Source organism: Streptomyces sp. DG2A-72, from assembly GCF_030499575.1.
Lineage (GTDB): Bacteria > Actinomycetota > Actinomycetes > Streptomycetales > Streptomycetaceae > Streptomyces.
This window is the reverse complement of record NZ_JASTLC010000001.1, coordinates 748,953-773,854: the sequence shown is the minus strand read 5'-3', so window position 1 is coordinate 773,854 and position 24,902 is coordinate 748,953. Positions and strand designations below refer to the sequence as shown.

At 69.3% G+C, this 24,902-nt stretch carries 24 protein-coding genes and 2 pseudogenes; 14 read left to right on the top strand and 12 right to left on the bottom strand.

What is annotated here, in order from left to right; translation table 11 throughout:
• Window positions 1–13: 13 nt before the first annotated feature.
• The 3 genes and pseudogenes from lnt to QQY66_RS04025 all read left to right on the top strand — a co-directional run.
• The gene (lnt, locus tag QQY66_RS04035; protein WP_301977629.1) at window positions 14–1,624 is read left to right on the top strand and encodes an apolipoprotein N-acyltransferase; all 1,611 of its coding nucleotides are present in this window, start codon (window positions 14–16) and stop codon (window positions 1,622–1,624) included.
• A gap of 58 nt (window positions 1,625–1,682) precedes the next feature.
• Window positions 1,683–2,162, top strand: coding sequence for an NUDIX domain-containing protein (locus QQY66_RS04030; RefSeq protein ID WP_301977628.1), 480 nt, complete (start codon window positions 1,683–1,685; stop codon window positions 2,160–2,162).
• Window positions 2,163–2,216: 54 nt separating this feature from the next.
• Window positions 2,217–2,511, top strand: a pseudogene (locus QQY66_RS04025) (SDR family NAD(P)-dependent oxidoreductase); the annotation flags it as partial.
• 532 nt (window positions 2,512–3,043) lie between these two features.
• Here the strand turns inward: QQY66_RS04025 and QQY66_RS04020 are convergent.
• On the bottom strand, window positions 3,044–3,646 hold the full coding sequence (locus QQY66_RS04020) for a DUF2867 domain-containing protein (protein ID WP_301977627.1): 603 nt from the start codon (window positions 3,644–3,646) through the stop codon (window positions 3,044–3,046).
• Window positions 3,647–3,741: 95 nt separating this feature from the next.
• Here QQY66_RS04020 and QQY66_RS04015 point away from each other — a divergent pair, with 95 nt between their 5' ends.
• From QQY66_RS04015 to QQY66_RS04005, 3 genes are all read left to right on the top strand, one after another.
• Window positions 3,742–4,299, top strand: coding sequence for a TetR/AcrR family transcriptional regulator (locus tag QQY66_RS04015; RefSeq protein WP_301977626.1), 558 nt, complete (start codon window positions 3,742–3,744; stop codon window positions 4,297–4,299).
• Between the two features lie 674 nt (window positions 4,300–4,973).
• A complete protein-coding gene (locus tag QQY66_RS04010; RefSeq protein ID WP_301977624.1) occupies window positions 4,974–5,507 on the top strand; it encodes a GNAT family N-acetyltransferase in 534 nt (177 codons plus the stop codon).
• 59 nt (window positions 5,508–5,566) lie between these two features.
• Entirely contained in the window at window positions 5,567–6,112 is a 546-nt protein-coding gene (locus QQY66_RS04005) for a nitroreductase/quinone reductase family protein (RefSeq protein WP_301977623.1), read from the top strand.
• Between the two features lie 19 nt (window positions 6,113–6,131).
• On the opposite strand, the gene QQY66_RS04000 is transcribed toward QQY66_RS04005, so the two are convergent.
• Window positions 6,132–6,893 (bottom strand): PIG-L deacetylase family protein, encoded by a 762-nt coding sequence (locus QQY66_RS04000; RefSeq protein WP_301977622.1) that lies wholly within the window; start codon window positions 6,891–6,893, stop codon window positions 6,132–6,134.
• A gap of 84 nt (window positions 6,894–6,977) precedes the next feature.
• On the opposite strand from QQY66_RS04000, the gene QQY66_RS03995 reads away from it, so the two are divergent.
• Window positions 6,978–7,151 (top strand): hypothetical protein, encoded by a 174-nt coding sequence (locus QQY66_RS03995; protein ID WP_301977621.1) that lies wholly within the window; start codon window positions 6,978–6,980, stop codon window positions 7,149–7,151.
• 36 nt (window positions 7,152–7,187) lie between these two features.
• Here the strand turns inward: QQY66_RS03995 and QQY66_RS03990 are convergent, their stop codons facing one another.
• A complete protein-coding gene (locus tag QQY66_RS03990; protein ID WP_301987158.1) occupies window positions 7,188–10,193 on the bottom strand; it encodes a family 16 glycoside hydrolase in 3,006 nt (1,001 codons plus the stop codon).
• A 520-nt stretch (window positions 10,194–10,713) separates the two neighbouring features.
• On the opposite strand from QQY66_RS03990, the gene QQY66_RS03985 reads away from it, so the two are divergent.
• The gene (locus QQY66_RS03985; RefSeq protein ID WP_301977619.1) at window positions 10,714–10,854 is read left to right on the top strand and encodes a hypothetical protein; all 141 of its coding nucleotides are present in this window, start codon (window positions 10,714–10,716) and stop codon (window positions 10,852–10,854) included.
• A gap of 18 nt (window positions 10,855–10,872) precedes the next feature.
• Here QQY66_RS03985 and QQY66_RS03980 read toward each other — a convergent pair whose 3' ends face one another.
• From QQY66_RS03980 to QQY66_RS03970, 3 genes are read right to left on the bottom strand one after another with little or no spacing between them, the layout of a single operon-like run.
• Window positions 10,873–11,742 carry a geranyl diphosphate 2-C-methyltransferase gene (locus QQY66_RS03980; RefSeq protein ID WP_301977617.1) on the bottom strand — a complete coding sequence of 290 codons (870 nt, stop codon included), beginning with the start codon at window positions 11,740–11,742 and terminating at the stop codon, window positions 10,873–10,875.
• Between the two features lie 42 nt (window positions 11,743–11,784).
• The gene (locus tag QQY66_RS03975; protein WP_301977616.1) at window positions 11,785–13,023 is read right to left on the bottom strand and encodes a family 2 encapsulin nanocompartment cargo protein terpene cyclase; all 1,239 of its coding nucleotides are present in this window, start codon (window positions 13,021–13,023) and stop codon (window positions 11,785–11,787) included.
• A 5-nt stretch (window positions 13,024–13,028) separates the two neighbouring features.
• A complete protein-coding gene (locus QQY66_RS03970; RefSeq protein WP_301977615.1) occupies window positions 13,029–14,450 on the bottom strand; it encodes a family 2B encapsulin nanocompartment shell protein in 1,422 nt (473 codons plus the stop codon).
• Between the two features lie 266 nt (window positions 14,451–14,716).
• Here QQY66_RS03970 and QQY66_RS03965 point away from each other — a divergent pair, with 266 nt between their 5' ends.
• The 3 genes from QQY66_RS03965 to QQY66_RS03955 all read left to right on the top strand — a co-directional run bounded on the left by QQY66_RS03965 (window position 14,717) and on the right by QQY66_RS03955 (window position 16,456).
• Window positions 14,717–15,334 carry an acyl-CoA dehydrogenase family protein gene (locus QQY66_RS03965; protein ID WP_301977614.1) on the top strand — a complete coding sequence of 206 codons (618 nt, stop codon included), beginning with the start codon at window positions 14,717–14,719 and terminating at the stop codon, window positions 15,332–15,334.
• 96 nt (window positions 15,335–15,430) lie between these two features.
• The gene (locus tag QQY66_RS03960; protein ID WP_301977613.1) at window positions 15,431–15,958 is read left to right on the top strand and encodes a hypothetical protein; all 528 of its coding nucleotides are present in this window, start codon (window positions 15,431–15,433) and stop codon (window positions 15,956–15,958) included.
• A gap of 96 nt (window positions 15,959–16,054) precedes the next feature.
• The gene (locus QQY66_RS03955; RefSeq protein ID WP_301977612.1) at window positions 16,055–16,456 is read left to right on the top strand and encodes an SseB family protein; all 402 of its coding nucleotides are present in this window, start codon (window positions 16,055–16,057) and stop codon (window positions 16,454–16,456) included.
• Between the two features lie 300 nt (window positions 16,457–16,756).
• Here QQY66_RS03955 and QQY66_RS03950 read toward each other — a convergent pair whose 3' ends face one another.
• The 6 genes from QQY66_RS03950 to QQY66_RS03925 all read right to left on the bottom strand — a co-directional run bounded on the left by QQY66_RS03950 (window position 16,757) and on the right by QQY66_RS03925 (window position 21,902).
• Window positions 16,757–17,146: a MarR family winged helix-turn-helix transcriptional regulator gene (locus tag QQY66_RS03950; protein WP_301977611.1), complete on the bottom strand. Its 390-nt coding sequence runs from the start codon at window positions 17,144–17,146 to the stop codon at window positions 16,757–16,759.
• A gap of 53 nt (window positions 17,147–17,199) precedes the next feature.
• The gene (locus QQY66_RS03945; RefSeq protein ID WP_301977610.1) at window positions 17,200–17,547 is read right to left on the bottom strand and encodes a VOC family protein; all 348 of its coding nucleotides are present in this window, start codon (window positions 17,545–17,547) and stop codon (window positions 17,200–17,202) included.
• A gap of 134 nt (window positions 17,548–17,681) precedes the next feature.
• On the bottom strand, window positions 17,682–18,713 hold the full coding sequence (locus QQY66_RS03940) for a LacI family DNA-binding transcriptional regulator (protein ID WP_301977609.1): 1,032 nt from the start codon (window positions 18,711–18,713) through the stop codon (window positions 17,682–17,684).
• On the bottom strand, window positions 18,710–19,612 hold the full coding sequence (locus QQY66_RS03935) for a carbohydrate ABC transporter permease (protein WP_301977608.1): 903 nt from the start codon (window positions 19,610–19,612) through the stop codon (window positions 18,710–18,712). The genes QQY66_RS03940 and QQY66_RS03935 overlap by 4 nt, the downstream gene beginning before the upstream one ends.
• Complete coding sequence (locus QQY66_RS03930) at window positions 19,609–20,583, bottom strand: carbohydrate ABC transporter permease (RefSeq protein ID WP_301977607.1); 975 nt, start codon at window positions 20,581–20,583, stop codon at window positions 19,609–19,611. Before QQY66_RS03930 ends, QQY66_RS03935 begins: the two co-directional genes overlap by 4 nt.
• Window positions 20,583–21,902 carry an ABC transporter substrate-binding protein gene (locus QQY66_RS03925; RefSeq protein WP_301977606.1) on the bottom strand — a complete coding sequence of 440 codons (1,320 nt, stop codon included), beginning with the start codon at window positions 21,900–21,902 and terminating at the stop codon, window positions 20,583–20,585. The genes QQY66_RS03930 and QQY66_RS03925 overlap by 1 nt, the downstream gene beginning before the upstream one ends.
• A gap of 220 nt (window positions 21,903–22,122) precedes the next feature.
• On the opposite strand from QQY66_RS03925, the gene QQY66_RS03920 reads away from it, so the two are divergent.
• The 3 genes and pseudogenes from QQY66_RS03920 to QQY66_RS03910 all read left to right on the top strand — a co-directional run bounded on the left by QQY66_RS03920 (window position 22,123) and on the right by QQY66_RS03910 (window position 24,896).
• The gene (locus tag QQY66_RS03920) at window positions 22,123–24,144 is read left to right on the top strand and encodes a beta-galactosidase (protein WP_301977605.1); all 2,022 of its coding nucleotides are present in this window, start codon (window positions 22,123–22,125) and stop codon (window positions 24,142–24,144) included.
• A 114-nt stretch (window positions 24,145–24,258) separates the two neighbouring features.
• Window positions 24,259–24,479 (top strand): annotated as a pseudogene (locus QQY66_RS03915) (arabinogalactan endo-1,4-beta-galactosidase); the annotation flags it as partial.
• A gap of 129 nt (window positions 24,480–24,608) precedes the next feature.
• Complete coding sequence (locus QQY66_RS03910; RefSeq protein ID WP_301987156.1) at window positions 24,609–24,896, top strand: helix-turn-helix domain-containing protein; 288 nt, start codon at window positions 24,609–24,611, stop codon at window positions 24,894–24,896.
• Window positions 24,897–24,902: the final 6 nt, after the last annotated feature.

Genomic DNA, 24,902 nt, shown 5'->3' with positions numbered 1-24,902 from the left:
GTACACTCCCGGAGTGACCGTCACCGCAACCTCCGTGGACGAGTCGGACCAGCTGCAGCCGCAGAACGCGCCCGCCTCACGCCGAACCCGCCTCGCGCGCCTCGTTCCGGCCGCCGTCGCGACGCTCTCCGGAGTGCTGCTGTACGTCAGTTTCCCGCCGCGCACCCTGTGGTGGCTCGCCCTGCCGGCCTTCGCGGTCTTCGGTTGGGTGCTGCGCGGTCGCAGCTGGAAGGCGGGCCTGGGCCTCGGCTACCTGTTCGGCCTCGGCTTCCTGCTGCCGCTGCTGGTGTGGACCGGCGTGGAGGTCGGCTCCGTGCCCTGGCTCGCGCTGGTCGCGATCGAAGCGATCTTCGTGGCGCTGGCCGGCGCAGGCATCGCCGCGGTGTCCAAGCTGCCCGCCTGGCCGGTGTGGGCGGCCGCCGTGTGGATCGCCTCGGAGGCGGCACGCGCGCGTATGCCGTTCGAGGGCTTCCCCTGGGGCAAGATCGCTTTCGGCCAGGCCGACGGCATCTTCCTGCCGCTCGCCGCGGTCGGCGGCACCCCGGTGCTCGGCTTTGCGGTCGTGCTGAGCGGTTTCGGCCTGTACGAGGTCGTACGCCTGGCCCTGGAGAGTCGACGTACCCGTTCCATCCGGCGTGGAGCCGCCGCCGTCGCGCTGCTCAGCGTCGCCGTCCCGGTGCTCGGGGCCCTGGCCGCCCGGCCGCTGGTCAGCGACAAGGCCGAGGACGGCACCGCGACCGTCGCCGTCATCCAGGGCAACGTGCCACGGGCCGGGCTGGAGTTCAACGCCCAGCGGCGGGCCGTGCTCGACTACCACGCGCGTGAGACGGAGCGGCTGGCCGCCGAGGTCAAGGCGGGCAAGATTGCTCAGCCCGACTTCGTGCTGTGGCCCGAGAACTCCTCGGACATCGACCCGTTCGCCAACGCCGACGCCCGAGCCGTCATCGACCGGGCGGCCAAGGCGATCGGCGTGCCCATCTCGGTCGGCGGCGTCGTCGAACGGGACGGCAAGCTCCTCAACGAGCAGATCCTGTGGGACCCGGTCAAGGGACCCATCGACACCTACGACAAGCGGCAGATCCAGCCGTTCGGCGAGTACCTGCCGCTGCGCTCGCTCATCGGGGCCATCAACAGCGACTGGACGAGCATGGTCCGCCAGGACTTCAGCCGGGGCAGCGAGCCCGGCGTGTTCACCATGGACGGCGCCAAGGTCGGCCTGGTCACCTGTTACGAGGCCGCCTTCGACTGGGCCGTGCGCTCCGAGGTCACCGACGGCGCGCAGATGATCTCCGTGCCGAGCAACAACGCGACCTTCGACCGCAGTGAGATGACCTACCAGCAACTCGCCATGTCCCGCGTCCGGGCCGTCGAGCACAGCCGGACCGTCACCGTGCCGGTGACCAGCGGGGTGAGCGCGATCATCATGCCGGACGGGAAGATCACCCAGAAGACGGGCATGTTCGTCGCCGACTCACTGGTCCAGAAGGTGCCGCTGCGCTCCTCCGAGACGCCCGCCACGAAGCTGGGCATCCTCCCGGAGATCGCCCTGGTAGTGATCGCCGCGGGCGGGCTCGGCTGGGCCATCGGGGCCGGTGTGCGCGGGCGACGCGCTCGTGACGTGTAGTCGTACGCCGTCGTAACGCCCCCGGGGGTGAGCGACCGGGCCCGTTAGGGTCGGTCGCATGGCTACTCCTGACTTCATCCGCACGATCCGCGACTCGGCCGGCCAACAGCTGCTGTGGCTCCCCGGAGTCACCGCCATCGTTTTCGACGACGAGGGCAGAGTGCTGCTGGGCCGTCGTACCGACACCGGCAGGTGGTCGGTGATCGGCGGCATCCCGGATCCGGGGGAGCAGCCCGCCGCCTGCGCGGTGCGGGAGGTCCACGAGGAAACCGCCGTGCGGTGCGTCGCCGAGCGGGTCGTTCTCGTTCAGGCGCTGGATCCGGTCACCTATGGCAACGGCGACATCTGCCAGTACATGGACATCACCTTCCGGTGCCGGGCCGTCGGCGGTGAGGCGCGGGTCAACGACGACGAGTCGCTGGAGGTGGGCTGGTTCGACGTGGATGCCCTGCCCGAGCTGAACGAGTTCGGACTGCTGCGGGTCAAGCAGGCACTGTCGGACGCACCCACGTGGTTCGACCCTATGAGTTCCAGCTGAAGTATGGGTGTTGAGCACATGTGGCGAGGTGTCGGTACTGCCTAGGGTCGTGGCATGACGGCTGGCAGCGCCCTAACGGGACCCCACGCTCCCTCGCTCGATCTCGGCGGCCGTACCGCCCTAGTCACCGGCGCCGCCGGCGGCATCGGCCGCGCCTGCGCGCTGCGGCTGGCGCAAGCCGGGGCCCAGGTGAGAGCGGTCGACCGGGACGCCGAGGGGCTGGAGGCGCTCGCCGAAGGGACAGGGCTGGGGCCGCATCGTGAATGTGTCCTCCGTCCATGGGCTGCGCGCCTCGGCTTTCAAGTCGGCCTATGTGGCCGCCAAACATGGACTGGAAGGCCTGTCCAAGGTGCGGCACATGCACCATGTGATCGGTGTGCTGTTCGCGGCCGACCGGCGTGCCCGGGTCTTCGAGCGGGAGCAGATCGCGCTGCTCGGCTCCTTCGCCGCACTCGCCGCGGCCGCCATCGACGCCGCCAACCTGCTTGTGCGCCACTTCCTCGTGTGCGGTGGGGACGGGTACGTGTCGGGACACCGTAGGAACATGCAGGTCAGGGGGCACATGTGGCGGGACGACATAGTTCATGGCCGAGCCATGCGTCCAGCCCTCATGCCTGCTCGAAGAGGAGGTGGTTCAGCGGCTCGTCGGGGTCGGTACGACGAGTGTCCGTGATGCGTTGTCGGCGGTGATTTGACGGTGGCGTGATGCCTCAGGCCCCGGCGCCGGCCTGTATGCCAGACACCGGGCAGGTGTCGATGTCGGCCTGCGCATCGGCGACCCGGCCGTGCCGATGCCGTACCGGCCCGGGAGTTCCGGCGGGACTAGACCATCCCGGCAGCCGTACCGGCAGTTGCGGATCATCAACGGCATTCTCGCTCCGTCAGCGCGCGCTCCGTGCGGCGGCGTTCGCCTGCCACTCGCGGCCGATGGAGCGGATCAGCGCCGGGTACACCCCGATGTACCGGAAGGGCTTGATGGCGGCCATGTAGAGGGTGCCGAGCAGCCCGTTCGGCTTCACCAGGACGGCCATCTGGCCGCGGTGGCCGCCGACCCCGTCCGGAACCCAGCCGATGTGCAGCACCCCGTGAACGGTCTTGTTGCCCATCTCGGCGGCCCACTCGTCGTCCCTCTGATAGAGGGAAGTGAACGGGGACGAGCCGAGGTCGGGACCCTGAGGACCTTCGCGAAGGTCCTCAGGCAACCGGTCGCGCAGAGAAGGCAGACGGGTGCCGATGCCGGCGGTGGCCTTGTCCCAGCCGAACAGCGCACCGAGCTTCCAGCGGACGGCGAAGAGCACGCGGGAGACGAGCCCCTCTCCCTTCACCCCGCCCCTGATCCCTTCGGAGATCTGGCGCACCAGCCACTCAAGGTCGTCGGGTCCGCCGGGGGTGGGCAGTGCCCACACGTCCTCGACCGTGAAGTCGCCGGCGATCTCGTGGATCCGCCAGGGACGGTCGGTGTGGGCGGTTCGGGGAAGTCGCATGCGCAGGCCCCTGTCTATACGGTGGCGTATATATCGAGTGTAGGGCGATCTATACGCCTCCGTATACTTGGCCGGGACGTGAGGAGATGCACACGATGGGCGCCACCCGCACGCCACGCGGCAAGTGGATCGAGGAAGGCTTGCGGGCCCTCGCCGCGGGCGGCCCTGAAGCCGTCCGGATCGAGGCACTGGCCCAGGCTCTCGGCGTCAGCAAGGGCGGCTTCTACGGATACTTCCGCAACCGGGCTGCGCTGTTCACCGAAATGCTCGACACCTGGGAGTACGAGGTCACCGAGAGCGTGATCGAACAGGTTGACAGCGGCGGAGGAGATGCCAGGGCCAGACTGGAGCGGCTGTTCGCCATCGTTGCCGCTGCCGACGGGCCGGTGCGCGGCATCACCGCCGACATCGCGATCCGCGACTGGGCCCGCCGAGACGCGGCCGTCGCCGAGCGCCTGCGCCGCGTCGACAACCGCCGTATGGACTACCTGCGTTCCCTGTTCTCCTCCTTCTGCCCCGACGAGAGCGAGGTCGAGGCCCGCTGCCTGCTCGCCGTCTCGGTGCGCATCGGCAACCACCTCAACGCCGCCGACAACGGCAAGTACAGCCGAGCGGAAGTGATGGAACTGATCAGGCAACGGCTGCTGGAGTAGACGTCGCGGAAGTGCGTGCCAGGCCACCCCTACGGGTGCGACGGCATGCGCTCAAGAGACTGCACGTCCAGCAGCACCGCACTGCTCACGGTCGGTAGTTGTCGACAGCAGGTGTCCGACGGCTCACCCCTGCGCTGTCCCGCCTGGCTGCGATCAGGGCGACCGCGAAGTGCACTGCGGTCAGTGTGATCACCAGTCGGGGAATCAACCGTGTCATCGTCAGCTTCCTCGATTCGTGGGGTCCTTGAGTCTCTTGATGACATGGCGCCGGTCTGGACGGTGAGGGTCGCGAGTGGAGGCGGCGACGTATGCCGTCAACCCCCCGAGCGCCAGACACAGCGGGGAATGCAGCGCCAGATCCCAGCGGGTGAAATCGGTCGGTCGGTCGGCCGGTCGGAGCGGAGGACGCCAGACCGATCGAACCTCGCAGCAGCACGCCTGCGACACCCCAGACGCTCTGGCGCACCAGACGACGTGGCGGCAGCCGCGGGACCAGGTCGGCCCGGGCCGCGACCACATAGGCCGCCGCCCCGAGCGCTGCCGCGACTGGGTCCCGATGTGCCACACGTCACGGTGTGCGGTGCAGGCGGCTTGATGCCTTGCGGTCCCCGAGCGGCAGCACGGGCGTGCGCAGGATTACCGGTAAGGCCCTTGCCTTCGGCAGGATGGGCGCCATGACCGAGATCCGCACACCCCGCCTCCTCCTGCGTCGCTGGCATGACGACGACCTCGCGCCGATGGCGGACATCCACGCGGACCCCCAGGTCATGCACTGGATCGACGACGGCTCGGTGCGCGACCTGGACCACACGGCACAAGCCATCGAGCGGTGGGAGGAGGAATGGGACGAGGAAGGGTTCGGACTCTTCGCCGTCGAGCTGCTGGCCTCGGGGGAACTAGCAGGGTTCACCGGCTTGTCCGTGCCCGAGTTCCTGCCGGAGGTACTGCCCGCCGTGGCCATCAGCTGGCGGCTCGGCTCATCGTTCTGGGGCCAGGGATACGCATCCGAAGCCGCCCACGCCACACTGGAGTTCGCACTCCAGGACCGCGGCCTCGACCGCGTCATCAGCATCAACCGGGTGGGGGACGACGCCTCCGAGGACATCATCCGCAAGCTCGGCATGGCACCCGAGCGTGAGACGACACACCCGGTATATGGCTATCCGCTACGCGTCCACACCATCGACCTCACCGAGTACCAGGCGTGAACTCCGACACGTCCGACTCCCGAAGGGCTGAGGCCCCCGCGGCAAGCGACTCGGACTGAGTGCGGGCAACTACCTGGCTGGCCGGCAGCCGGCGCTGCGACCTTCCTCTCGAGTCGGTCGAACTGAGAGGAAGGGAGGCGGACCTCGCCGTCGTGCGGACGCCGGACGGCCACGGCCGGGTCGAGTTGTCGACGTTCCACACGCCGGTGGCCGACCTCGACCACGCCACCGACTCGCGATGGGACTGGGTCGCTGAGCAGACTCGTACGTATCTGGCCTTCGGTGGCAGCGAGGGACACGAGTCGAACGGCGTCCACACGCTCGTACTCGCCAGGACCGGATGCAGGACCGGCATTCCGCGCCGCCCGTGCCTGATCTACGGCACCGCAGGCGAGGATCCGGCGTGGTTCAAGAACCTCCGGGCGGACCCGAGCGTCGGGGTGCAGGTCGGCGGCCGGCGGTTCACCGCTCGCGCCCGGGTCGCGTCCCCGGCCGAGCGTGAGCTCCTCCGGCCCCGGATGGTGCGCGTCTTCCCGCTGTACGACGAGGACGCACAGAGGACCGACCGCGAAATCCGGATCGTCCCGCTCACTCCGCAGGACTGACGCTGACTCACTCAAGGAGTCAGTCCTCCACGGCTTCGGTGAAGAACTCCGGTGGTGCCTGCAGGTCGTGGGCGCGGAACAGGACGGCGTGCTCGACGCCCATGGCCTTGCCGCTCAGCGCGGTGAACTTCGGGATGAAGTCCTCGGGGGCAGGGTGGTCCGGGAGCGCGGCCAGGTACGCGGCGTGTGCCTTGAGCGAGGCGACGCCGCGCCGCAGCGGCTCACCCGTGACCTCGACGCCGTGGGTCGCGCCGGAGCCGGCGAGTCCGGGGACGATGAGCCAGCGCACGGAGTGCGGTTCGAGGCCCTCGTCGTCGACCTGCTCCGGGAAGACCCACCGGTTGCCCGCGTCGCGCACCGCGTCGAGCGTCGCGAGCCCGGCCGCGCGGTGGTCGGCCTGGTCGAAGCCATAGGGCGTCTCGATGTCGTAGCCGGTGCCGAGTACGACGTCGGGCTTGAACCGGCGGATCTCCCGGCAGATGTCCCGGCGCAGGTCGAGGCCGTAGACGAGCACGCCGTCCGGATGTTCGAGTACGGTCAGGTGCTTGACGCCGACGACGGCGCAGGCGGCCTTCTGCTCGGCGACGCGCAGGCGTGCCGTCTCCTCGGGAGGGTTCGGCATGCCGGCCTCGCCGCGGGTGAGCAGGAGATAACCGACCTCGATGCCGCGCGCGGTCCAGCGAGCGACGGCCGCGGATGTGCCGTACTCCATGTCGTCAGGGTGCGCGACGACGCAGAGCACGCGCTGAAAGGACTCCTCGGGGAGGGCAGGCAATGTCATGTCGCCCATCCTTCCGTGTACAGGGCCCGCCGTCTGAAGAAATGCCATGAATCTGAGACTGATCTTGAGCGGCAACCCATGAGCATGAGACAGCCAGACACCCGCAGGCCGAACAAGATCGACATGTCGTGCGCGGCGCGCATGACCTTGGAAGAGTGCGCCGCGGCGTACGCGAAAGGCCGAGAGCTGCACGCAAAGACTGTCATTGCCCTGTCCCCGCTCGCCCGTGTGGGCAAGACCCTGCCGGCGGCCCGGTGAGCCGCCGGCACGGTCGAGGTGTGCTCTGCCTCTCGGTCAGGACAGCGGCTCCACCCACACGTTGCGGAACCGGACCTTGTTGCCGTGGTCCTGGAGGCGGATCGCACCGAGCGCGGCCGACTCGGGTTCACCACCACCCGTCGGCCCGCCGATGGCCACGTCGTCGTGGACCTTCTTGCCGTTCCAGATCACCGTGACCCGCGCGTCCGAAGCCTTCTTGCCGTCCCCGTCGAAGCGCGCGGCACGGAAGGTGATGTCGTACGTCTGCCATGTCTCAGGAGGCTTCGCGGCGTTGAGGTCGGCGGCCTTCTTCAGGTAGACGGACGCCGCCTCGTTGTTCGCGAGATCCGTGTCTCCGTACGAGTCGAGGATCTGCACCTCGTACCGATCCTGGAGATAGACACCGCTGTTGCCGCGGTCCTGGCCGGTGACGTCGTCCGGGAGTTTGGGGACGCGGAACTCGACATGCAGCTTGAAGTCGCCGAAGTGCTGCTTCGTGCGCAGGTCGCCGCAGCAGACCTCCATGGACTTCTCGGCGGTGTGCGGCCATTCGGCGCTGCGGCCGTCGGTGTGCTGCCAGGCCGTGGAGATGCTGCCGCCGGAGAACAGGTCGATCCGCGCGCCTGGGCGGCGGATGTCGACCGCGTCGAGGTTGACGTGGCCGGTGTCGCCTTCGCCCACGGAGTACGTGATCGTGTTGCGGCCCTTGCGGAGCTCGAAGCGTTCGGTCTTCGTCGACCAGCGGTTCCACTCGCCCGTCGACGGCAGTCTCGTCTGCTTCGCCTCGCCGCCGTTGACGGAGACGCCGACCGTCTTCGTGCCCGGGGCAGGGTGCGGGCCGTTGGCGTAGCGCAGCCCCACGTCGTACGCGCCCTGCTTGCCGACCTCGACGTCCACGCTCACCTTGGCGCCCTGTTCACCGAAGCCGTCGACGAAGCCGCCGCCGGTGTATCCGGCGTGCTCGGTGTCGGTGCCCGCGCTGCCGGACAGGCGGCCGGACTCGGCGTCGTACGTGGTGACGGGTTCATCGGGTCCGGGCTTGGCGTTGAGCGTGTACCAGGCCTCGGTGGACCACAGCTGCTCGCCCTCGGTGGACGAGAACGGGCGCGGCGAGCGGACATGCACCACGCGGTCGGTCTTGAGGCCGGGGATGGTGAGCTGGACCTTCTTGCGGTCCTTGGAGAGCTTCGCCGACGTGACCGGCAGCGACTCCTCGTCGATCTTCGGGCCGCCGTACGCCGGGGTCGGCGCGTAACGCCACTGCTCGACGGAGTACGCGCCCTCGGTGAGCTTGGCCGCGGTCTCCTTCGACAGGGGCTTGGTGTAGGTGAGTTCGAAGCCGTTCGGGGTCGCGCGCATCGTCTTGATGTCGAAGGCGGTCTTGCCGTTCGGGGTCAGCTTCTGCAGGCCGAAGCGGAGCTTGCCCGCCTGCCCCCAGTTGCCGTCGGCGCCCAGACCGCCGGTGTAGATCGCACCGTCGGGCCCTTCGCTGATCCGGGTGATGCCGGACTCGAGGCCCTGCGTGTGCCGGAACACCGCGCCCTGGTACTCGCCGTCGACCTTCTCGAGATCGGCGCGCTGCAGTCCGCCGTAGGTGACGTCACCGAACACCATCTGCCCGGCGAACGGGCCCTTCTTCAACCGCATCGGTGTGCTGGGCGAGTTGGCGATCTCATTCTGCGGCAGCCAGAGCACCGGCTTGGTGACGGGCTTGTCGTCGTACGGGCCGTCCGGGTTCATGTAGTGGTTGAAGAACCGGTCCTGCTCGACGTGCACCAGCTTGGAGGCGGGCAGCCAGCCGCCCTGGTTGTCGGTGACGAACAGTTCGTTGTCGGGGCCGCGGCCGATGCCGTTCGGGGTGCGCAGGCCGCCGGCCAGGTAACTGACCTTGCCCGTGGCCTTGTTGACCTTGATGGTGGTGCCGCGGTTGGGGGCGGGCTGCGGGTCGGTGGTCGCGCCGCCGTAGTTGATCGCGACGGACAGGTTCAGATAGAAGTCGCCCTTGTCGTAGAGCAGTCCGAAGGCGAACTCATGGAAGTTCCCGCCGAACGGCCACTCGGCGATCTTCTTCTTCTCATCCGTCACATCGTCACCGTTGGTGTCGTTCAGCTCGGTCAGCTGATGCTTCTCCGACACATACAGCTTCCCGCCCACGTACTTGATGCCCATGGGTTCCTTGAGCCCGTCGGCGATCTTCTTGTACGTGACCTTGTCGGGTCCGGTGTCGCCGGTGACGTGGTCCAGGAGGTACACCTCGCCCTTGGTCTGCTCACTGCCGCCCCAGGTGGAGATCGCGAGCCGGCCGTCGGGCAGCCAGTCCATCGCGGACACCTGCGGTTCGAAGCCCTCGGGCCGCAGATTCGTCAGCCTGTAGCCGGGGTTGACCTCGGTCAGGGGCAGCCCGTCGCCCGGGGTGTCGTACGTCCCCTCGCACTCCTTGCGTCCGGGAGCCGTGACTCTGACGACCCCGGCGTCCGTGCTCAGCACGGAGTTCGGCACGACCGTGAACTCAGCTGCCCCCGGCGGCTTCCACTGCAGCGTGACCTGCTGACCGCCGCCCGCGTCGAAGTGGTCGATGCGCAGCGAGGTATAGCCCGCGTTCAGCGTGATCCCGCCGTCCTTGGGCTCGGCGCCGTGCAGCCCGTCGTGGTCGATGACCTGCTGGTCGCCGAGGAAGAGCCGGGATCCGTCGTCACTGATCAGCCGGAAGGTGTACCCGCCGTCCTTGGGCACGTTCAGATTGCCGATGATCTGCGACACGAAGTTGTCGCTGAACCCGAAGCCGTCGGTGGACGTCCAGTCGGCCGCCGGAATCAGCTTGTCGACATTGGGCGTCTGTGCGGGCTTGAGATCGCACAGTTTGCTGAGCGGGGACTGGATGTCGAACACCCGCAGGGTGACGCCTGGTTCCTGCGGCGGGAGGTCCGCGAAGGGCCGGGGAACGTCGTCGGCCGCGGCGGGGCTGACGAGGGCGCCGCCGAGGAGGGCGGTGAGCAGCAACCCGGTGGCTCTTCGAACTCTGTGACGGACGAGGCGGGTTATATGCCCGGGGGATTCGTGGCGCTCGGGGGGTGGCTTCACTCTTCCTCCTGCGTTGTTCGGCGGCGACGCACGCAGACTTCTGTGGCAAAGCGACGCTCAGCGTAAGTACTTGGCTCCTATGCGTCCACACTTTGTCCACAGAAAGGAAAAACTGCCGTCGGTCAGTGGGTGGGGCAGGCGAACGGGCGCATGCACAGGCCGTGTTCGTCCGGTCGGCCTCGTAGACGTGCTCGGCCTTTGCCGCACCGGTCCTGCGGTCCGTCACCAGCAGTCGGGAGGGGGCTCTTCGCGGTCAGTCCGGCGGCGGGCCGTCCTGGATGAGGACCGCAGCCCCACGCTCGGCTGCACGGGGCGGCGATCCGCCACTGGGACGGCTTCTGGTGCGGCGCCGACCGCCTGTGGGGGGACGTCTTCCCCCACTACTGGAGCACCCTGACCGCGGCCACCCTCCCTGCGCCTGCCGACCGATCTGCGCACCGACCACACCGACCGGCTCGCCGAGGCGATCCTCCGCGCCAACATGGCCAACTACCGCGAGGACACCTCCGCCACCTGCGCCTTCGTCATGCCTTCCACCGTCGACGGCAGAGCCGCACACACCGCCGACCCTCTCGCCGACGACCAGGACCGGCACCTGTTCCTCTGTACGCAGGCAGCGTGATCGAGAGAGGGCACTCGGTCAGATCCGGTCCGCCGCGATCAGGAGATAGTGGAAGCTGCCTTCCTTGTACGCGGTCAGGAACGCCTCCTCGATCCCCGTCGCCACCTCGGACCTGGCCCGCAGCTCCCAGTAGGGAATCGTCGCGGGCGTCAGGTCCACCACGTCGATCGGCACGAGACCGTTCCCGGCGAGGGCCCTGAAGTACTCGCTGCGGGGGTGGATGTTGCAGGTGTAGTGCTCGTCGATCTTGCTGACCGCCTTGGACCGCAGCCCTTGGACGTCGTTGGAACACCCGGTGATGCACACATACCGGCCGCCGTACTCCAGCAGCCGCGCGAACTCCCCGTACAGCTCGAAGAGATCGACGTACATCGTCGTCTCGTTGGTCCAGATGCCGCGCCGCGAGCCGGTCGCGAAGCCGGTGTCGAGCATGTTGCGGAAGTGGAAGCGGACCTGGTCGGCCACGCCCCGCTTGACCGCCTGGTCGTTGGCAAAGGCGACCTGCTGCTCGGAGATGCTCACGCCGTCGACGTGGCAGCCGAAGCGGCCGTTCGCCATGATGCTGGTGCCGCCGCGGCCGGAACCGGCGTCCAGCAGACGGTCCGCGGGGCGGATGTCGCCGAGGTGGTCGAGGAGCACGTCGGCCTGCGCGGTCTCCAGCCGGTGCATCTCCTCGATCATGCGCTGCTCGCGGGTGTCGGCCGGGCCTTCGAGGACGGACCGGTCGTACTCGCCGAGGCCGTAGTGGTGGTGGTACAGGTCGTCGACCTCGCCGAGGCGGAGATTGACCGGGTTCTTCTCGGCGTTCCAGTAGGCGGCGACGGACTTCTGGTACGCGGTGCGCAGGACGTGGTGCACGGTGTTCACGGGGGTGTCGATGATGGACATGGCGAATCAATCTCCTTGCTGACGAAGTGATGTGAGAGAGCGTCAGGCCGCAGTGGTGTAGCGGGCGCTGCGGGCGTGCCATTCGCGGCTGCCGCCCAGCCAGGCCCAGATGCCGGCCAGGAAGCGGCGCAGCTCGGGGGAGCCGGTGAGGGCGAGGGCAGCCGCCTCCGCCTCGAAGGTGTGCATGAGTTCGTTGTGGATGTCGACGGTGCGCTCGACGGCCTCCTCCAGCGAGCAGTCGTCCTCGGCGGCGATCAGCCGGGGCAGGCTGAAGTCCGTCGGGCTCTCCTTGCCCATGGAGTACAGGTCGTTGACGATCACGCTCGCGGACCCCGCCACGGTGAAGGCACGGCGCACCCGCGGGTCGGAGAACTCGCCCTGCGACAGCTCGTAGCCGGCGATCGCGTCGATGAGCACCATGCAGGGCACGAAGCTGTTCTCGTGCCGGTGCATCAGGAACTCCCAGACCGGCGGCGTCTGTTCGCCCGTCTGCCAGACGGCCTCCTGGTTGTACGCCACGAACATGATCGACAACTCGTTGCGCAGCCGGCGCACCTGGCTGCTGGTGGCGTACCGGGCCAGGTCGTCGAGCCCCGCGCGCAGGGCCCGCATCACCGGGTCGGCCCGTACGACCCGCTCCAGCTGCGGCGCGTACGCCAGCGGCAGGTGGGCCTGGTCGATCACCGAGTGGGCGATCGCGAGGCGCTGCCCCAGCAGTTCAGGTCGGGCCTCCTCCACCTCGCCGTCCATGTAATGGTCGTCGACGGACCACTCGGACAGCGCGCACTTGGCCGCCGCCAGCAGCCGGTCGGGATCGTCCGACTCGGGGTGCGCCAGCATGATCAGCCGGCCGAAGCCCGCCCGCTGGACCTTGTCGAGCTGGCCGGGATAGATCCCGACCTCCTCGGCCCACTCGACCAGCCGCTCGTTGACGGTCTCGCCCAGGGCGGGGTCGTCACGGACGGCGGGCGGACAGTGCAGCCGCGCACCGGGTTCGACGGGCGGCGCCTGAGCGGGCGGACCGGGGGTGAACGCGCGGGCGGCCGACGTACCGAGACCGGCGGGACCCGTCGGCATGCGCGGCCCCGGCAGTCGTACGACGGCGGCGGGCGGCGGAGTGGGGAGTGCGGCCCCGACCGGACGTACCGCCGACGTGCCAGCTCTGGCCGGAGCTGACGGCAGCCGCAGCTGTGCGCTGACCCGCGCCGACAGCAACGCCGCGACCAGCTCGGCGAGTTCGGCGCCGGCGGAGGGCGCCAGGACCCTGGAGATCACGGACACCGGCGTCAGCTCCCGCTCGGGCGGGAGACCTCGACGTTCTCCAGCAGGCCGAGCGCGTCCGGCACCAGCACCGCCGCCGAGAAGTACGTGCTGACCAGGTAGGCGATGACGGCCTGCTCGTTGACGCCCATGAACCGCGCGTTCAGGCCAGGCTCGATCTCGTCCGGGAGCCCCGTCTGAAACAGGCCGATCACGCCCTGGTCCTCCTCGCCGGTGCGCATCGCGATGATCGTCGACGTGCGCGTTTGACTCACCGGGATCTTGCCGCACGGCAGGATCGGCACCCCGCGCCATGCGGGCAGACGGTGACCATTGAAGTCGACGCTGCTGAAGTAGACGCCGCGCTTGTTGCACTCACGGCCGAACGCGGCGATCGCCCGCGGATGCGCGAACAGGAAACGTGTCCCGCGCCGCATGCTCAGCAGCTCGTCCAGGTCGTCCGGGGTGGGCGGGCCGGAGTGGGTGGAGATCCGCTGGCCGTAGTCCGCGTTGTGCAGCAGCCCGAAGTCCCGGTTGTTGACCAGCTCGTACTCCTGGCGCTCGCGCAACGCCTCGACGGTCAGCCGGAGTTGCTGCTCCGTCTGGTTCATCGGCTGGTTGTAGAGATCGGCCACGCGCGTGTGCACGCGCAGCACCGTCTGCGCCACGCTCAACTCGTACTCGCGCGGGGCGAGTTCGTAGTCGACGAAGGTGCGCGGCAGGTCCGGTTCGCCCACGTGCCCGGAGCTGAGCGCGATGGCCGCCTCGCCGGAGCGGTTGGTGGGCCTGCCGTGGTCCGATCCAGCCTGCTGGACATGGGCGTGCAACTCCTCGTGCCGGCCCGCCACCGCCTCGTACGCCGAGCGCGGCAGCGCCAGCACGGTGGCGGCCGTCGCCGCGCGCGCCGTGAAGTCCCAGGTGCCGTCCGCTCCGGCGAGCACATGGCCGCCGAAGGTGTCCCCGTCCGCGAGCAGACCTACGACGGCCTCACCGCCGTAGGGGCCCTCACCGAGCTGCTCCACCTTGCCGTGCGCGACGAGGTACACATGGTCGGCCGGACCGCCGGCCGTCACCAGGACCTGACCTGCGGCGTACTCCCGCTGCTCGAACCGCTCCGCCAGCGCGCCCAGGGCGTCACCGTCCGAGAAGCCCCGCAGCAACGGGAGTTCGCACAGCTCCGCCGGGACGACCCTGACCTGCGCTCCCGTCTTGACGAACGAAACCCGTCCGTCGCCGATCGTGCAGGTCAGGCGCCGGTTGACGCGGTAGGTGCCGCCCGGCACGTGCACCCACGGCAGCATGCGGGTCAGCCATCGGGAGCTGATCTCCTGCATCTGCGGTACGGACTTGGTCGTGGTCGCGAGGTTCCGCGCGGCGGCGGTCCCGAGGCTCTGCTGCTCTCGTTCCGCTGCGTCCGCCGGGGGCGCGATATCGGTCTCGACCGACATGGTTCCTTCTCTCGTGTCGCCATGAGTGACAGTCCATGTGCGGACTGTCAGATTCCGCGGCTACAGCTACCCGTGACCGGCCCCGTCGAGTGATGCCGTTGAGCGGCGCACGAGGCACGCCCCAGGCCCAAGTGCCCCCGCACCACCCCGGATTCCCCCCACGCGCACCTAGTTGGCGGTATCCGGTCGGTACCCCGGACCACTTGCCGTGTTCAATCGCTCATATCGCGTCACGAACGGACAGGCCCCACACCTCAGGAGGCACCGTGATCGTCGCTCCCGAACCCGGACTGACCGAACGCGACATCATCGAACGGGCCGCAGCGCTCCGGCCCGCGCTGCTCGAACGCCAGCCGGAGACCGAACGGTTGACGCACTACCCCAAGGACACCCACGACGACTTCCTGCGGGCCGGCTTCTACCGGATCCTCCAGCCGCGGCGGTACGGCGGCTACGAGTTCGCCCTGCCCGTGTTCTACCGCGTGGTCACCGAGATCGCCCGCGGCTGCCCCTCCACCGGCTGGGCCCTGTCCCTCACCGCCGCACACGTCCTCCAGGTTGCCTCGGTCTTCGAGGAGAAGGCGCAGGACGAGATCTTCGGCACCGACGGCGACTTCCGGGCGGCCTCCACGGTCCTGCCCATCGGGGTCGCACAGCCCGACGGCGACGGCCGGATCGTCCTCGACGGCACCTGGCCGTACTCCTCAGGCGCGCCCTACTCCACGCACTACGTCGGCCAGACCCTGCGCGCCCCCGAGAAGCCCGGCGACCCGCCGGGACCGCCGGTGCTGTTCGTCGCCCCGCGCTCGGTGTGGACGGTCCTGGACGACTGGTACGGCGTGCTCGGCCTGCGCGGCAGCGGATCCAACAGCATCCACATGTAACAGGCCCGCATCCCCGCGTACTGCACGATCGAGGCGAGCCTGCTCGACCTGCCGGTGGAGGGCGGCAGCACAGGATCACGCCTGCACGGCAACCCCATGTACGCCGGGCGCGCGCCGAGCTTCTTCCACGGAGAGCTGGCCGCCATCATGGTCGGCACCGCGTACGCCGCCGCCGACGAGTACGCCCGGATCCTCGCCGCCCGTGCCCTCGCCCTGGAACCCGACCGCACCCGGTCCGAACTCCACGACTACCAGCGGCACTTGGGCGAGGCGCTCGGCGTCGTCCACACGGCCGAGGCGGCGCTGCGGCGCACGGCCGAGGACTGGATGGAGACCTGCCGTCGCAACGCCACCGGCGAGGCCCCTTTCACCGTGGCCGAGGACAACCGGCTCGCGCTGATGTTCCTGAACGCCGGACGCATGGTCTGGGACGTGCTCCAGGGCATCCTCTTCCGCACGGCCGGCTCCCGGCACGCCCGCGACGGCGAGCGGATGCAGCGCTACTTCCGGGACGCGGCCACGTACTGGACACATGTGGGCCCGAGCATGGCCGAGCCGCTGTACCGCCGGGTCGGCTGCGACCGCCTCGGCCTGCCTTCGGACCACATCCCGCTGATCCCCTGATCCCGGATGAATGCGCTGCTCCGGATGGGGTACGCGAGCAGGGCCCGCATCTCTTCCGAACAGGCACGTACGACCGCCGCTACCAGGGAATCTGCCATGGAGACACCGCACACCCCCGCCACCGCGGCCCAGCGCGCGCTGGACGTGCTGGCCCAGAACACCGAGGACACGGCGGCGCTGGACGCGCTCGCGAGCAGCGAGGTGCTCGTGCCCGTGCCCGACGACGTCAGCGACGAGGACGCCACCGATCCCGGCGCCGTGGCGCTGCCGGTCATCGAGCACCCGGGAGGCGAACCGACCGTGCCCGTGTTCACCTCGGAACCGGAGCTGGCCGGGCTGCTGCCGTTCGTCTCCCGCTACCGGCTGGTGCCGCTGGGCGCCCTCGCCGCACAGTGGCCCACCGACGATCTGGCCCTCACCATCGACGGGGCCTCCCGGCATCCGCTGACGCTCACCTCGGAGGGAGTACGCACCCTGCTGGCCCGCCCGCGCGGGTGAGTGGGGCGGGGCCGGCCACTGCGTATCGGAGGGGGAGCAGCCGCAGCGCCTTGAAGGGGCGCGGGGCTGTGTCAATATGCGGCTCCGCCGCGCGGGCGCGACCAGCCACGATGGTGCCGCAGGCTTCCTCGGGGGGCTGCGGTTCAAGCACGCGGACCCACGACGGCCCATCGCGGCACTTCGAGCAGAGCGCTTGGGCACGCAGCTGACCATGGACACGCTGCAGCCGCACCGCGCTCACGTACGCCATCGGCGACATCCCCCCCGCGTGGGGGTCGGCCGCACGCACCGGCCCGTGCCTCAGCCGCCCAGCATCCGGCCCAGCACCGCCCGCTGCAACGGCAGCACCTCCGCGTGCAGGTCGCGGCCCTTGCCGGTCAGGGCGACCCAGACGCCGCGCCGGTCCTCCACGCACATCGAGCGCTCCACCAGGCCGTCCTTCTCCAACCGGCCGATGAGCCGGGACAGTGCGCTCTGGCTGAGATGGACCCGGCCGACGAGGTTCTGCACCCGGCACTGGTCGCCCTCGTCGGGCGAGGCGGAGGCGAGGATGTCGAGGACCTCGAAATCGCTCGCCCCCAGCCCGTGCGGGTGCAGCACCCGGTCGATCTCGCACATCGTGCGTGCGTGTACCGACAGGATGTCCCGCCAGCGTTCCTCGAGCCGGGCCTCGGCCGTGTCGACTGCCATGCACCCAATGTTAATGCACATGCATGAACACGTGAACGGCACTCGAAGACGGCTCAGGCAGGATCCTGAAGGAGCCCGACCAGGTTCCCGTCCGCGTCCTTCACGAAGGCGATGAGCCGCCCGCCGCCGACGTCCTTGACGTCCTGGAGCAGCTCCGCACCGGCGTCCAGCAGGGCCGCGAGACGGGCCCGGATGTCGGTCACGGTCCAGTACGGCACCGGTCCGGTCATGCCCTTGGCGTGCCCGTTCGGGTCGAGGCCGACGTCCTGGCCGGCGGCCTTGAAGCCGACGTAGTAGGGCTCGTCGGCGTACGGCTCCACCTCCAGCAGGGCGCTGAACAGGGCTTTGGCCCGGGTGATGTCCTTGACGGGGTAGATGATCGTGTTGACACCGGCGGTCATGGCGGACTCCTTGGTGAAGCGTGACCCGACGACTCGCGCCGGGTTCGCGCCGAGGGGTTGCGGCGCTGATTTCACGCTAGGGCGGGGGGCGGCGGGTGGCTTCTTGGATCCTGACCGGTTGCTCCGCTGCGCCGTTACGTGGACTCCCGCTTCACCAGCTCCGTCGGCAGGATCACCGCCGCCGGGTCCTCGCCCCCGATCTGGGCCAGCAGCACGCGCACCATCTCGCTGCTGATGCGGTCGTAGGGCTGGCGGATCGTGGTGAGGGCGGGGGTGGACTCCGTCGCGGCCGTGGAGTCGTCGAAGCCGCCCACGGACACGTCCTCGGGGACCCTGCGGCCCGCTCGGCGCAGTGCCGTCAGGGCGCCCTGCGCCATCAGGTCGGAGGCCACGAACACGGCGTCCATGTCCGGGGCCTGCGCCAGCAGCCGCTCGGCGCCCGCCTCGCCGCTTGCCCGGCCCCAGTCGCCGGAGACGATGAGCCGCTCGTCGATCTCCAGGCCCGCTTCCGTGAGCACCTCCTTGTAGCCGGCGAGGCGATCGACACCGCCCGGGGTGTCCATCGGGCCGTTCACCACGCCGATACGGCGGCGGCCCAGCGACAGCAGGTGGCGCATCATGTCGCGGGCGCCGTCCCGGTCGTCCGCCGCCACGTAGCTCACCTTGGAGCCGCGCCCCATGGGCTTGCCGCACTGCACGAGGGGCACCCCCGCCTCGTGCAGTTGCTCGGCGACCGGGTCGGCGGAGTGGCTGGACACCACCAGCACCCCGTCGACGTGACCGGCCGTGATGTACCGCGTGATCCGGCGCCGCTCGGCCTCCGTCCCTGCCAGCATCAGCAGCAGCGGAATGTCGTGCGAGGCCAGCGCCTGGGTGCAACACCGCAGCAGAACATTGAAGTTGGGGTCCTCGAAGAGCTTCTCCTGCGGCTCCGTCAGCAGAAAGCCGATCGAGTCCGAACGCCCCGTGATCAGCGAACGGGCGTGCCGGTTGACGACGTAACCTGTCTTGCGGATCGCGGCGTTGACAGATTCCTGCGCCGCCGGGCTGACGTAGTGGCCGCCGTTGAGCACGCGAGACACGGTGCCCCGGGAGACTCCCGCCACGCGCGCCACGTCGTGAATGGTCGGCGGCTTGCGCCGACCCCCGGTGTTGCTCATGGTCATGACTTTACGGCTCCGGACAGCAGGTCGAGGTTCCAGAACCGCTGGATGACCAGGAACAAGGCGATGAGGGGGATGATCGCGAGCAGCGAGCCCGTGATCACCAGGGTGTAGCGCGTGGGCTCGCTGTGGCCTTGGGCGAGCAGCGTGAACAGCCCGAGGGTCATGGGGAACTTCTCGTCGTCGCTCAGCATGATGTACGGCAGCAGGAAGTTGTTCCAGATCGCCACGAACTGGAACAGGAAGATCGTCACCAGTCCGGGCACCATCATCGGCAGCCCGATCCGCGCGAAGATTCGCCACTCTCCGGCCCCGTCGACGCGCCCCGCCTCCACCATGTCGGCGGGTACGGCCGCGGTCGCGTAGATACGACCCAGGTAGACCCCGTACGGGGAGAGGATCAGTGGCAGTAGCACGGAGACGTAGGAGTCCGTCAGGCCGGTCTTGGCGAGCAGCAGGTACTGCGGGATGGCGAGGACGACCGGCGGCATCAGCACGCCCGCGAGCATGATGTTGAAGACGGTCTCACGGCCGCGGAAGCGGTAGACGGCGAGGGCGTAGCCGGAGACGGCGGAGACCGCGGTCGACAGCAGCGCGCCCAGCCCCGCGTAGAGGGCCGAGTTGCCCATCCACTGCCAGTAGACGCCGTCGCGGTAGGCGTTCAGATCCGCGAGGTTGTCGGCGAGGCCCGTGCCCGGCAGCAGGGTGAAGGTGGAGAACAGCTCCGTGCCCGACTTGGTGGCGGCCATGATCACCCAGGTGACCGGCAGCAGGCAGTACATGGCCCCGAGCAGCAGGACGAGGGTGGGAACGACGGCGATACGGCGGCGCAGCGGCGGCCTCTGGGTGCCCGGCGAGGTATCGGCCGCCGGGGCGGCCTTCCGGACGGCAAGAGTGCTCATCGGGCTTCCTCCTGCTTGGAGCGGGCGTTCGCGACGCGCAGGAATCCGAAGGACAGGACGAGGGTGGCGACGGCGATGATCACGGCCTGGGCGGCGGCCGAGTGGATGTCGTTGTTGCCGAAGGCGTCCTGGTACACCTTCATCAGCGGACTCCAGGTGGTGGAGACGGAGTTGGTCAGCGGCTTGAGGGTGGTCGGCTCGGAGAACACCTGCAGCGTCGCGATGATCGAGAAGAAGAAGGTGAGCACCAGGGAGGGTGTCACCATCGGGATCTTGATCCGCAACGCGATCTGCACCTGGGAGCAGCCGTCCAGCTTCGCCGCCTCGTACACCTCGGCCGGGATGGACCTCAGCGCGGTGTAGATGACGATCATGTTGAATCCGGTGCCGCCCCAGATCGCGATGTTCGACAGCGCGATGAACAGCGGTCCGCCGTCCAGCAGGTCCGGCTGGGGCAGGCCCGCCTTGTCGAGCAGGAAGTAGAACGGGCTGACGCTCGGCAGGTAGAGGAACCCCCACAGCAGCGCCGCGATCACCCCCGGGAGGGCGTACGGCAGGAAGATCGCGAGCCGGGTGAACGTGGTGAGCCGCACCCGGTCGGCGTCCAGCATCAGCGCGAAGAGCAGCGCCAGGCCCAGCATGACGGGGACGACGATCGCGCCGTACCCGAGGACGCGCAGGGCGCCGTCGATGAGCTCGGAGTCGGAGAGGGCGGCGGTGTAGTTGGACAGCCCCGCCCACACCTCGCTGCGGGCCCCGGAGCCCAGGCCCAGACCCTTGACCTCGACCTTGCGGACGCTGAGGTAGAGCGCGTAGCCGATGGGCAGGACGAAGAACAGCAGGAACAGGACGACGGCGGGGAGGAGGAAGACGTACGGGGCGCGCCGTACGCCTCCACCGGTGGCGCGGGTGCGGGGCGCACGGCCGGAGCCGTGCGCCACCTTGCCGGTGTTCTCGGTGGTGCCGGACATCACTCGGCGACCTCGAAGCCCTGCTTCTTCATGTCGGCGACGGTGTCGTCCTGCATGGCGGTCAGCGCGGACGTGAAACTGTCCTTGCTCTTGGCCTTGGCGGCCTTGCCGAAGGCGTCCTTGAAGGTCGTGTACGCGACGTTGACGTTGGGGCCCCAGGCGGAGGGTGCCGTGGTCTTCGTGATCTCGGCGGCCTTGGCGTAGAAGTCCGGCTGGTTGGAGAAGAAGTCCGGGGCCTTGGACAGCGCGTCACTGGTTTGGGCGGCCGTGGCGGCCGGGTAGATGCTGCCGTCCTCCGCCATGGCGGCGATGGCCTCCTGGTCCGTGTTCAGCCAGGTGGCGAACTTGGCCGCGGCCTCCTTGTGCTTCGAGTTGGTGGTGACTCCGGTGGAGGAGCCGCCCCAGCTGCCGGTGGCGTTCTCACCCTTGCTCCACTGCGGCAGCGGGGCCATCGCCCACTTGCCCGCGGTGTCCGGGGCACCGGTGGTCAGCGTGCCGGGGGCCCAGACCGCACTGACCCAGGCGATCTGCTTGCCGGTGTTGAGCGCCTTGTTCCAGGCCGGGGTGTACATGGGCTGGTTGTCGATGGCGCCCTCCTCGACCAGTCCGCCCCAGAAGTCGGCGACCTTCTTGGTGGCCGCGTCGTCGATGGCGACCTTCCACTTCTGGCCCTCGGCGGTCCACCACTTCGCACCGGCCTGCTGGGCGAGGCCCGCGAAGAGACCCGAGTCGTTGGAGGAGAAGGTGGTGAGCGCCTTGGAGGGGTCCTCCTTCTTCAGCTTGCGGGCGGTCTCCGCGAACTCGTCCCAGGTGGCGGGGACGGTCAGGCCGTACTTCTTGAAGAGGTCCTCGCGGTAGTAGAACATCAGCGGCCCGGAGTCCTGGGGGACCGCGAAGGCGCTGTCGGTGCCGAGTGTGACCTGCTGCCAGATGCCGGGGGCGAACTTGTCCTCGGCGTCCTTCACCTCGTCCGCGATGTCGGCGAGGACGTCGTTGCTGACCAGGGTGGGTATCGCCTGGTACTCGGCCTGCACCAGGTCAGGGGTCTTGTTGGCCTTGGCCGCCGTGATGACCTTGGTGACCAGGTCGTCGCCGGAGGCCTGTTCCCTCACCGTGACCTGGATGTCGGGGTTCTTCTTGTTCCAGATCTCGGCGGCCTTGTCCGTACCCGGGGCCCAGGCCCAGTAGGTCAGGGAGACCCGCCCGGAGTCGGCCGAGTCCTTGTTCTCGGAGTCGGAGCTGCAGGCGGCGAGCGTGGCGGCACCGAGGGCAACGGCGAGCGACGTGGCCACGAAGCGGCGGCGCATCGTGAACTGCATGGGTGTTCTCCCGTGACAAGGGCCTGAAGGCGTTGGATCAGCAGACCGGCCGTGCGCGGTGTGCTGGGAGCTGTGAGGTGCTGGGAGCTGTGAGCGTTCACAGTAGAGAAACATCCATGGCCCTTGTCAATGGTTGGTGCAGTGCGGGAATGTTGGGCCTCGCGTCGATCGGCGCGGTGTGTGTACGTTCCCAAAACGTTCAACCAAATGGGAGAGATCCATGCCGGAGACCACCCCCACGGGCCTCACCGGGCTCGCCTTCGGTGGTGACTACAACCCCGAGCAGTGGCCGGAGAGCGTCTGGCATGAGGACGTCCGGCTGATGCGCGAGGCCGGCGTCACGATGGTGAGCGTCGGAATCTTCTCCTGGGCCCTGCTCGAGCCCTCACCCGGTGTGTACGACTTCGGCTGGCTCGACCGGCTGCTGGACCTGCTCCACGAGAACGGCATTCGCGTCGATCTGGGCACCCCCACCGTCGTACCGCCCGTCTGGTTCTACCGCAAGCATCCCGAGGCGTTGCCCGTGGCCGCCGACGGCATCCGCTACGAGTTCGGCTCGCGCGGCGCCATCTGTCACAGCAACGCCGACTACCGCGAGGCCGCCGCGAACATCACCACGAAGCTGGCCGAGCGGTACGCCGGCCACCCGGCCCTGGCGATGTGGCACGTGCACAACGAGTACGGCGTCCCGGTCTCGGCCTGCTACTGCGACTCCTGCGCCGCGCACTTCCGCCGCTGGCTGGCGACGACGTACGGCACCGTCGACGCGGTCAACGAGTTGTGGGGCACCGCGTTCTGGGGACAGCGGTACGCCGACTTCGAGCAGATCAACCCGCCGCGCGTCACCCCGACGGTCGGCAATCCGGCCCAGGCGCTGGACTACAAGCGGTTCGCCGACGCCACCATGCGCGAGAACTTCGTGACGGAGCGGGACATCCTGCACCGACTGACACCCGGCGTCCCGGTCACGACCAACTTCATGACCGCGCTCAGCCAGTGCGACTCCGTCGACTACTGGGCCTGGGGCCGTGAGGTCGACATCGTCACCAACGACCACTATCTGATCACCGACGGCCGCCGCACCCACGTCAACCTGGCGATGGCCGCCGACCTCACCCGCTCCGTCGCGTCCGGCTCCCCCTGGCTGCTCCTGGAGCACTCCACATCGGGCATCAACTGGCAGCCCCGCAACCCCGCCAAGGCCCCCGGCCAAATGGCTCGCAACTCTCTCGCTCACGTCGCGCGCGGCTCCGACGGCGCCCTGTTCTTCCAGTGGCGGCAGTCCCGGCGCGGCGCCGAGAAGTTCCACTCGGCGATGCTCCCGCACGGCGGCACCGAGACCCGTGTCTGGCGCGAGGTCGTCGAACTCGGCGCCTCCATCGACTCGTTGAGCCCACTGCGCGGCACCCGCACCCAGGCCGACGTCGCCGTCCTGTGGGACTGGCACTCCTGGTGGGCGCAGAACCTCCAGTGGCGCCCCACCGAGGACCACGACGCGCGCGAACGCGCCGACTCCTTCTACGAGGCCCTGTACGACCGCCACCTCACGGTCGACTTCGCCCACCCGGAAGCCGACTTGTCGAGGTATCCCCTTGTCGTCGTCCCCGCCCTGTACCTGATGACGGAGGCCGCCGGGACCAATGTGCGCGCGTACGTCGAGAACGGCGGCACCCTCGTCGTGTCGTACTTCTCCGGCATCGTCGACGAGCACGACGCCGTGCACGAGGGCGCCTACCCGGGCCCGCTCAGGGACGTCCTCGGCCTGACCGTCGAGGAGTTCTCGCCGCTCCTGCAGGGCGACACGGTGCGCATCACCGGCCCGGACGGCTCCGAACTCACCGGCGACGTATGGACCGAGTTCGTGGTGCCGGGCGACGCCGAGACCGTGTGGACGTACGCCGACGGCCTCACCGCCGGCCACCCGGCCGTCACCCGGCACGGCCTCGGCGAGGGCACCGCCTGGTACGTGTCGACCCGCCTCGACGCGCACGGCCTGGACGCCCTGCTCGGCTGGGCCACCGAGGATGCCCGGATCGCGCCGCGCGCCGACCTGCCGCACGACGTCGAAGTGGTGCGCCGCACCGGCGAGTCGGGCACCTTCCTGTTCGCCATCAACCACAGCCCGTCCGACGTGAAGGTGCCGCTGGAGGCACACGGCACCGAGCTGCTGACGGGCGAACGCGCCGCGGGCCGCCTCGCGGTGCCCGCGGGAGCCGTGCGGGTCGTACGACTCGACGGCTGAGCCGACTCCCCTCCGCCCGTGCGTGCCACGAGCCGCGGGCGGAGGGGGACCCCTCACTTCCTCGGCGAGGGGGCGCCCGCATCCCCATGCACGTCGAAGGGACGAGGGACGACGATGTCCCATCCCAGACGCACCCTGAGAGTCCTGCTGCTGCCGCTCGCGGCGGGGCCTCGCGCTCAGCGCCCTGCCCGCGCAGACCGCCCAGGCGGCGAGCACCCTGACCAACACCGGGTTCGAATCGGATGAGCCACTACTCGTCCGCCGCCTACAAGGTGGAGACGTACCAGTACCTGTCGGGGCTGACCAACGGCAACTGCAAGGTGACCGCCTGTGTCGGCGCGACTGCGTGTGGAGCGCATGGGCGTTCGATATCGGACAAACGTGGCGAAGTTCCGGACGGGGTGGTCTGGTCTGCGGAAGAGTGGGAACACGCGGTCGCAGGAGGCCAGGACGGAGGGGGCGCGATGTTGAGGACTCCCGTCAGTGAACGGCGGCTGGACATCCTGGAGTGGCTCAAGGATCCGGCCGGGCACTTCCCGGCGCAGCGGCACGGTGACCCCGTCGAGGACGGAGTCACCGCGGCCTCCGTCGCCGCGAAACTCGGGGTGTCCCGCTCGGTCGCGGAAACCCACCTCGGCCTGCTCACCGCCATCGGCCTGCTGCGCACCAAGAGGATCCGGCTGCGCACCTACTACCGGCGCGACGAGGTGCGGATCGCCGAAGTGGCGCGGATGTTCGAGAAGGGCTGGTAGCGGCGT

Bases quoted from the DNA above. Each gene is read 5' to 3' on its own strand.
- QQY66_RS04000 (WP_301977622.1), bottom strand. From the start codon at position 6,893: ATGACATTGCCTGCCCTCCCCGAGGAGTCCTTTCAGCGCGTGCTCTGC.
- QQY66_RS04030 (WP_301977628.1), top strand. From the start codon at position 1,683: ATGGCTACTCCTGACTTCATCCGCACGATCCGCGACTCGGCCGGCCAA.
- QQY66_RS03950 (WP_301977611.1), bottom strand. From the start codon at position 17,146: ATGGCAGTCGACACGGCCGAGGCCCGGCTCGAGGAACGCTGGCGGGAC.
- QQY66_RS03910 (WP_301987156.1), top strand. From the start codon at position 24,609: ATGTTGAGGACTCCCGTCAGTGAACGGCGGCTGGACATCCTGGAGTGG.
- QQY66_RS03945 (WP_301977610.1), bottom strand. From the start codon at position 17,547: ATGACCGCCGGTGTCAACACGATCATCTACCCCGTCAAGGACATCACC.
- QQY66_RS03935 (WP_301977608.1), bottom strand. From the start codon at position 19,612: ATGAGCACTCTTGCCGTCCGGAAGGCCGCCCCGGCGGCCGATACCTCG.
- QQY66_RS03985 (WP_301977619.1), top strand. From the start codon at position 10,714: ATGGCCAACTACCGCGAGGACACCTCCGCCACCTGCGCCTTCGTCATG.
- QQY66_RS04010 (WP_301977624.1), top strand. From the start codon at position 4,974: ATGACCGAGATCCGCACACCCCGCCTCCTCCTGCGTCGCTGGCATGAC.
- QQY66_RS03920 (WP_301977605.1), top strand. From the start codon at position 22,123: ATGCCGGAGACCACCCCCACGGGCCTCACCGGGCTCGCCTTCGGTGGT.
- QQY66_RS03995 (WP_301977621.1), top strand. From the start codon at position 6,978: ATGAGACAGCCAGACACCCGCAGGCCGAACAAGATCGACATGTCGTGC.
- QQY66_RS03960 (WP_301977613.1), top strand. From the start codon at position 15,431: ATGTACGCCGGGCGCGCGCCGAGCTTCTTCCACGGAGAGCTGGCCGCC.
- QQY66_RS03955 (WP_301977612.1), top strand. From the start codon at position 16,055: ATGGAGACACCGCACACCCCCGCCACCGCGGCCCAGCGCGCGCTGGAC.
- QQY66_RS04020 (WP_301977627.1), bottom strand. From the start codon at position 3,646: ATGCGACTTCCCCGAACCGCCCACACCGACCGTCCCTGGCGGATCCAC.
- QQY66_RS03970 (WP_301977615.1), bottom strand. From the start codon at position 14,450: ATGTCGGTCGAGACCGATATCGCGCCCCCGGCGGACGCAGCGGAACGA.
- QQY66_RS04015 (WP_301977626.1), top strand. From the start codon at position 3,742: ATGGGCGCCACCCGCACGCCACGCGGCAAGTGGATCGAGGAAGGCTTG.
- QQY66_RS03940 (WP_301977609.1), bottom strand. From the start codon at position 18,713: ATGACCATGAGCAACACCGGGGGTCGGCGCAAGCCGCCGACCATTCAC.
- QQY66_RS03925 (WP_301977606.1), bottom strand. From the start codon at position 21,902: ATGCAGTTCACGATGCGCCGCCGCTTCGTGGCCACGTCGCTCGCCGTT.
- QQY66_RS03980 (WP_301977617.1), bottom strand. From the start codon at position 11,742: ATGTCCATCATCGACACCCCCGTGAACACCGTGCACCACGTCCTGCGC.
- QQY66_RS03930 (WP_301977607.1), bottom strand. From the start codon at position 20,583: ATGTCCGGCACCACCGAGAACACCGGCAAGGTGGCGCACGGCTCCGGC.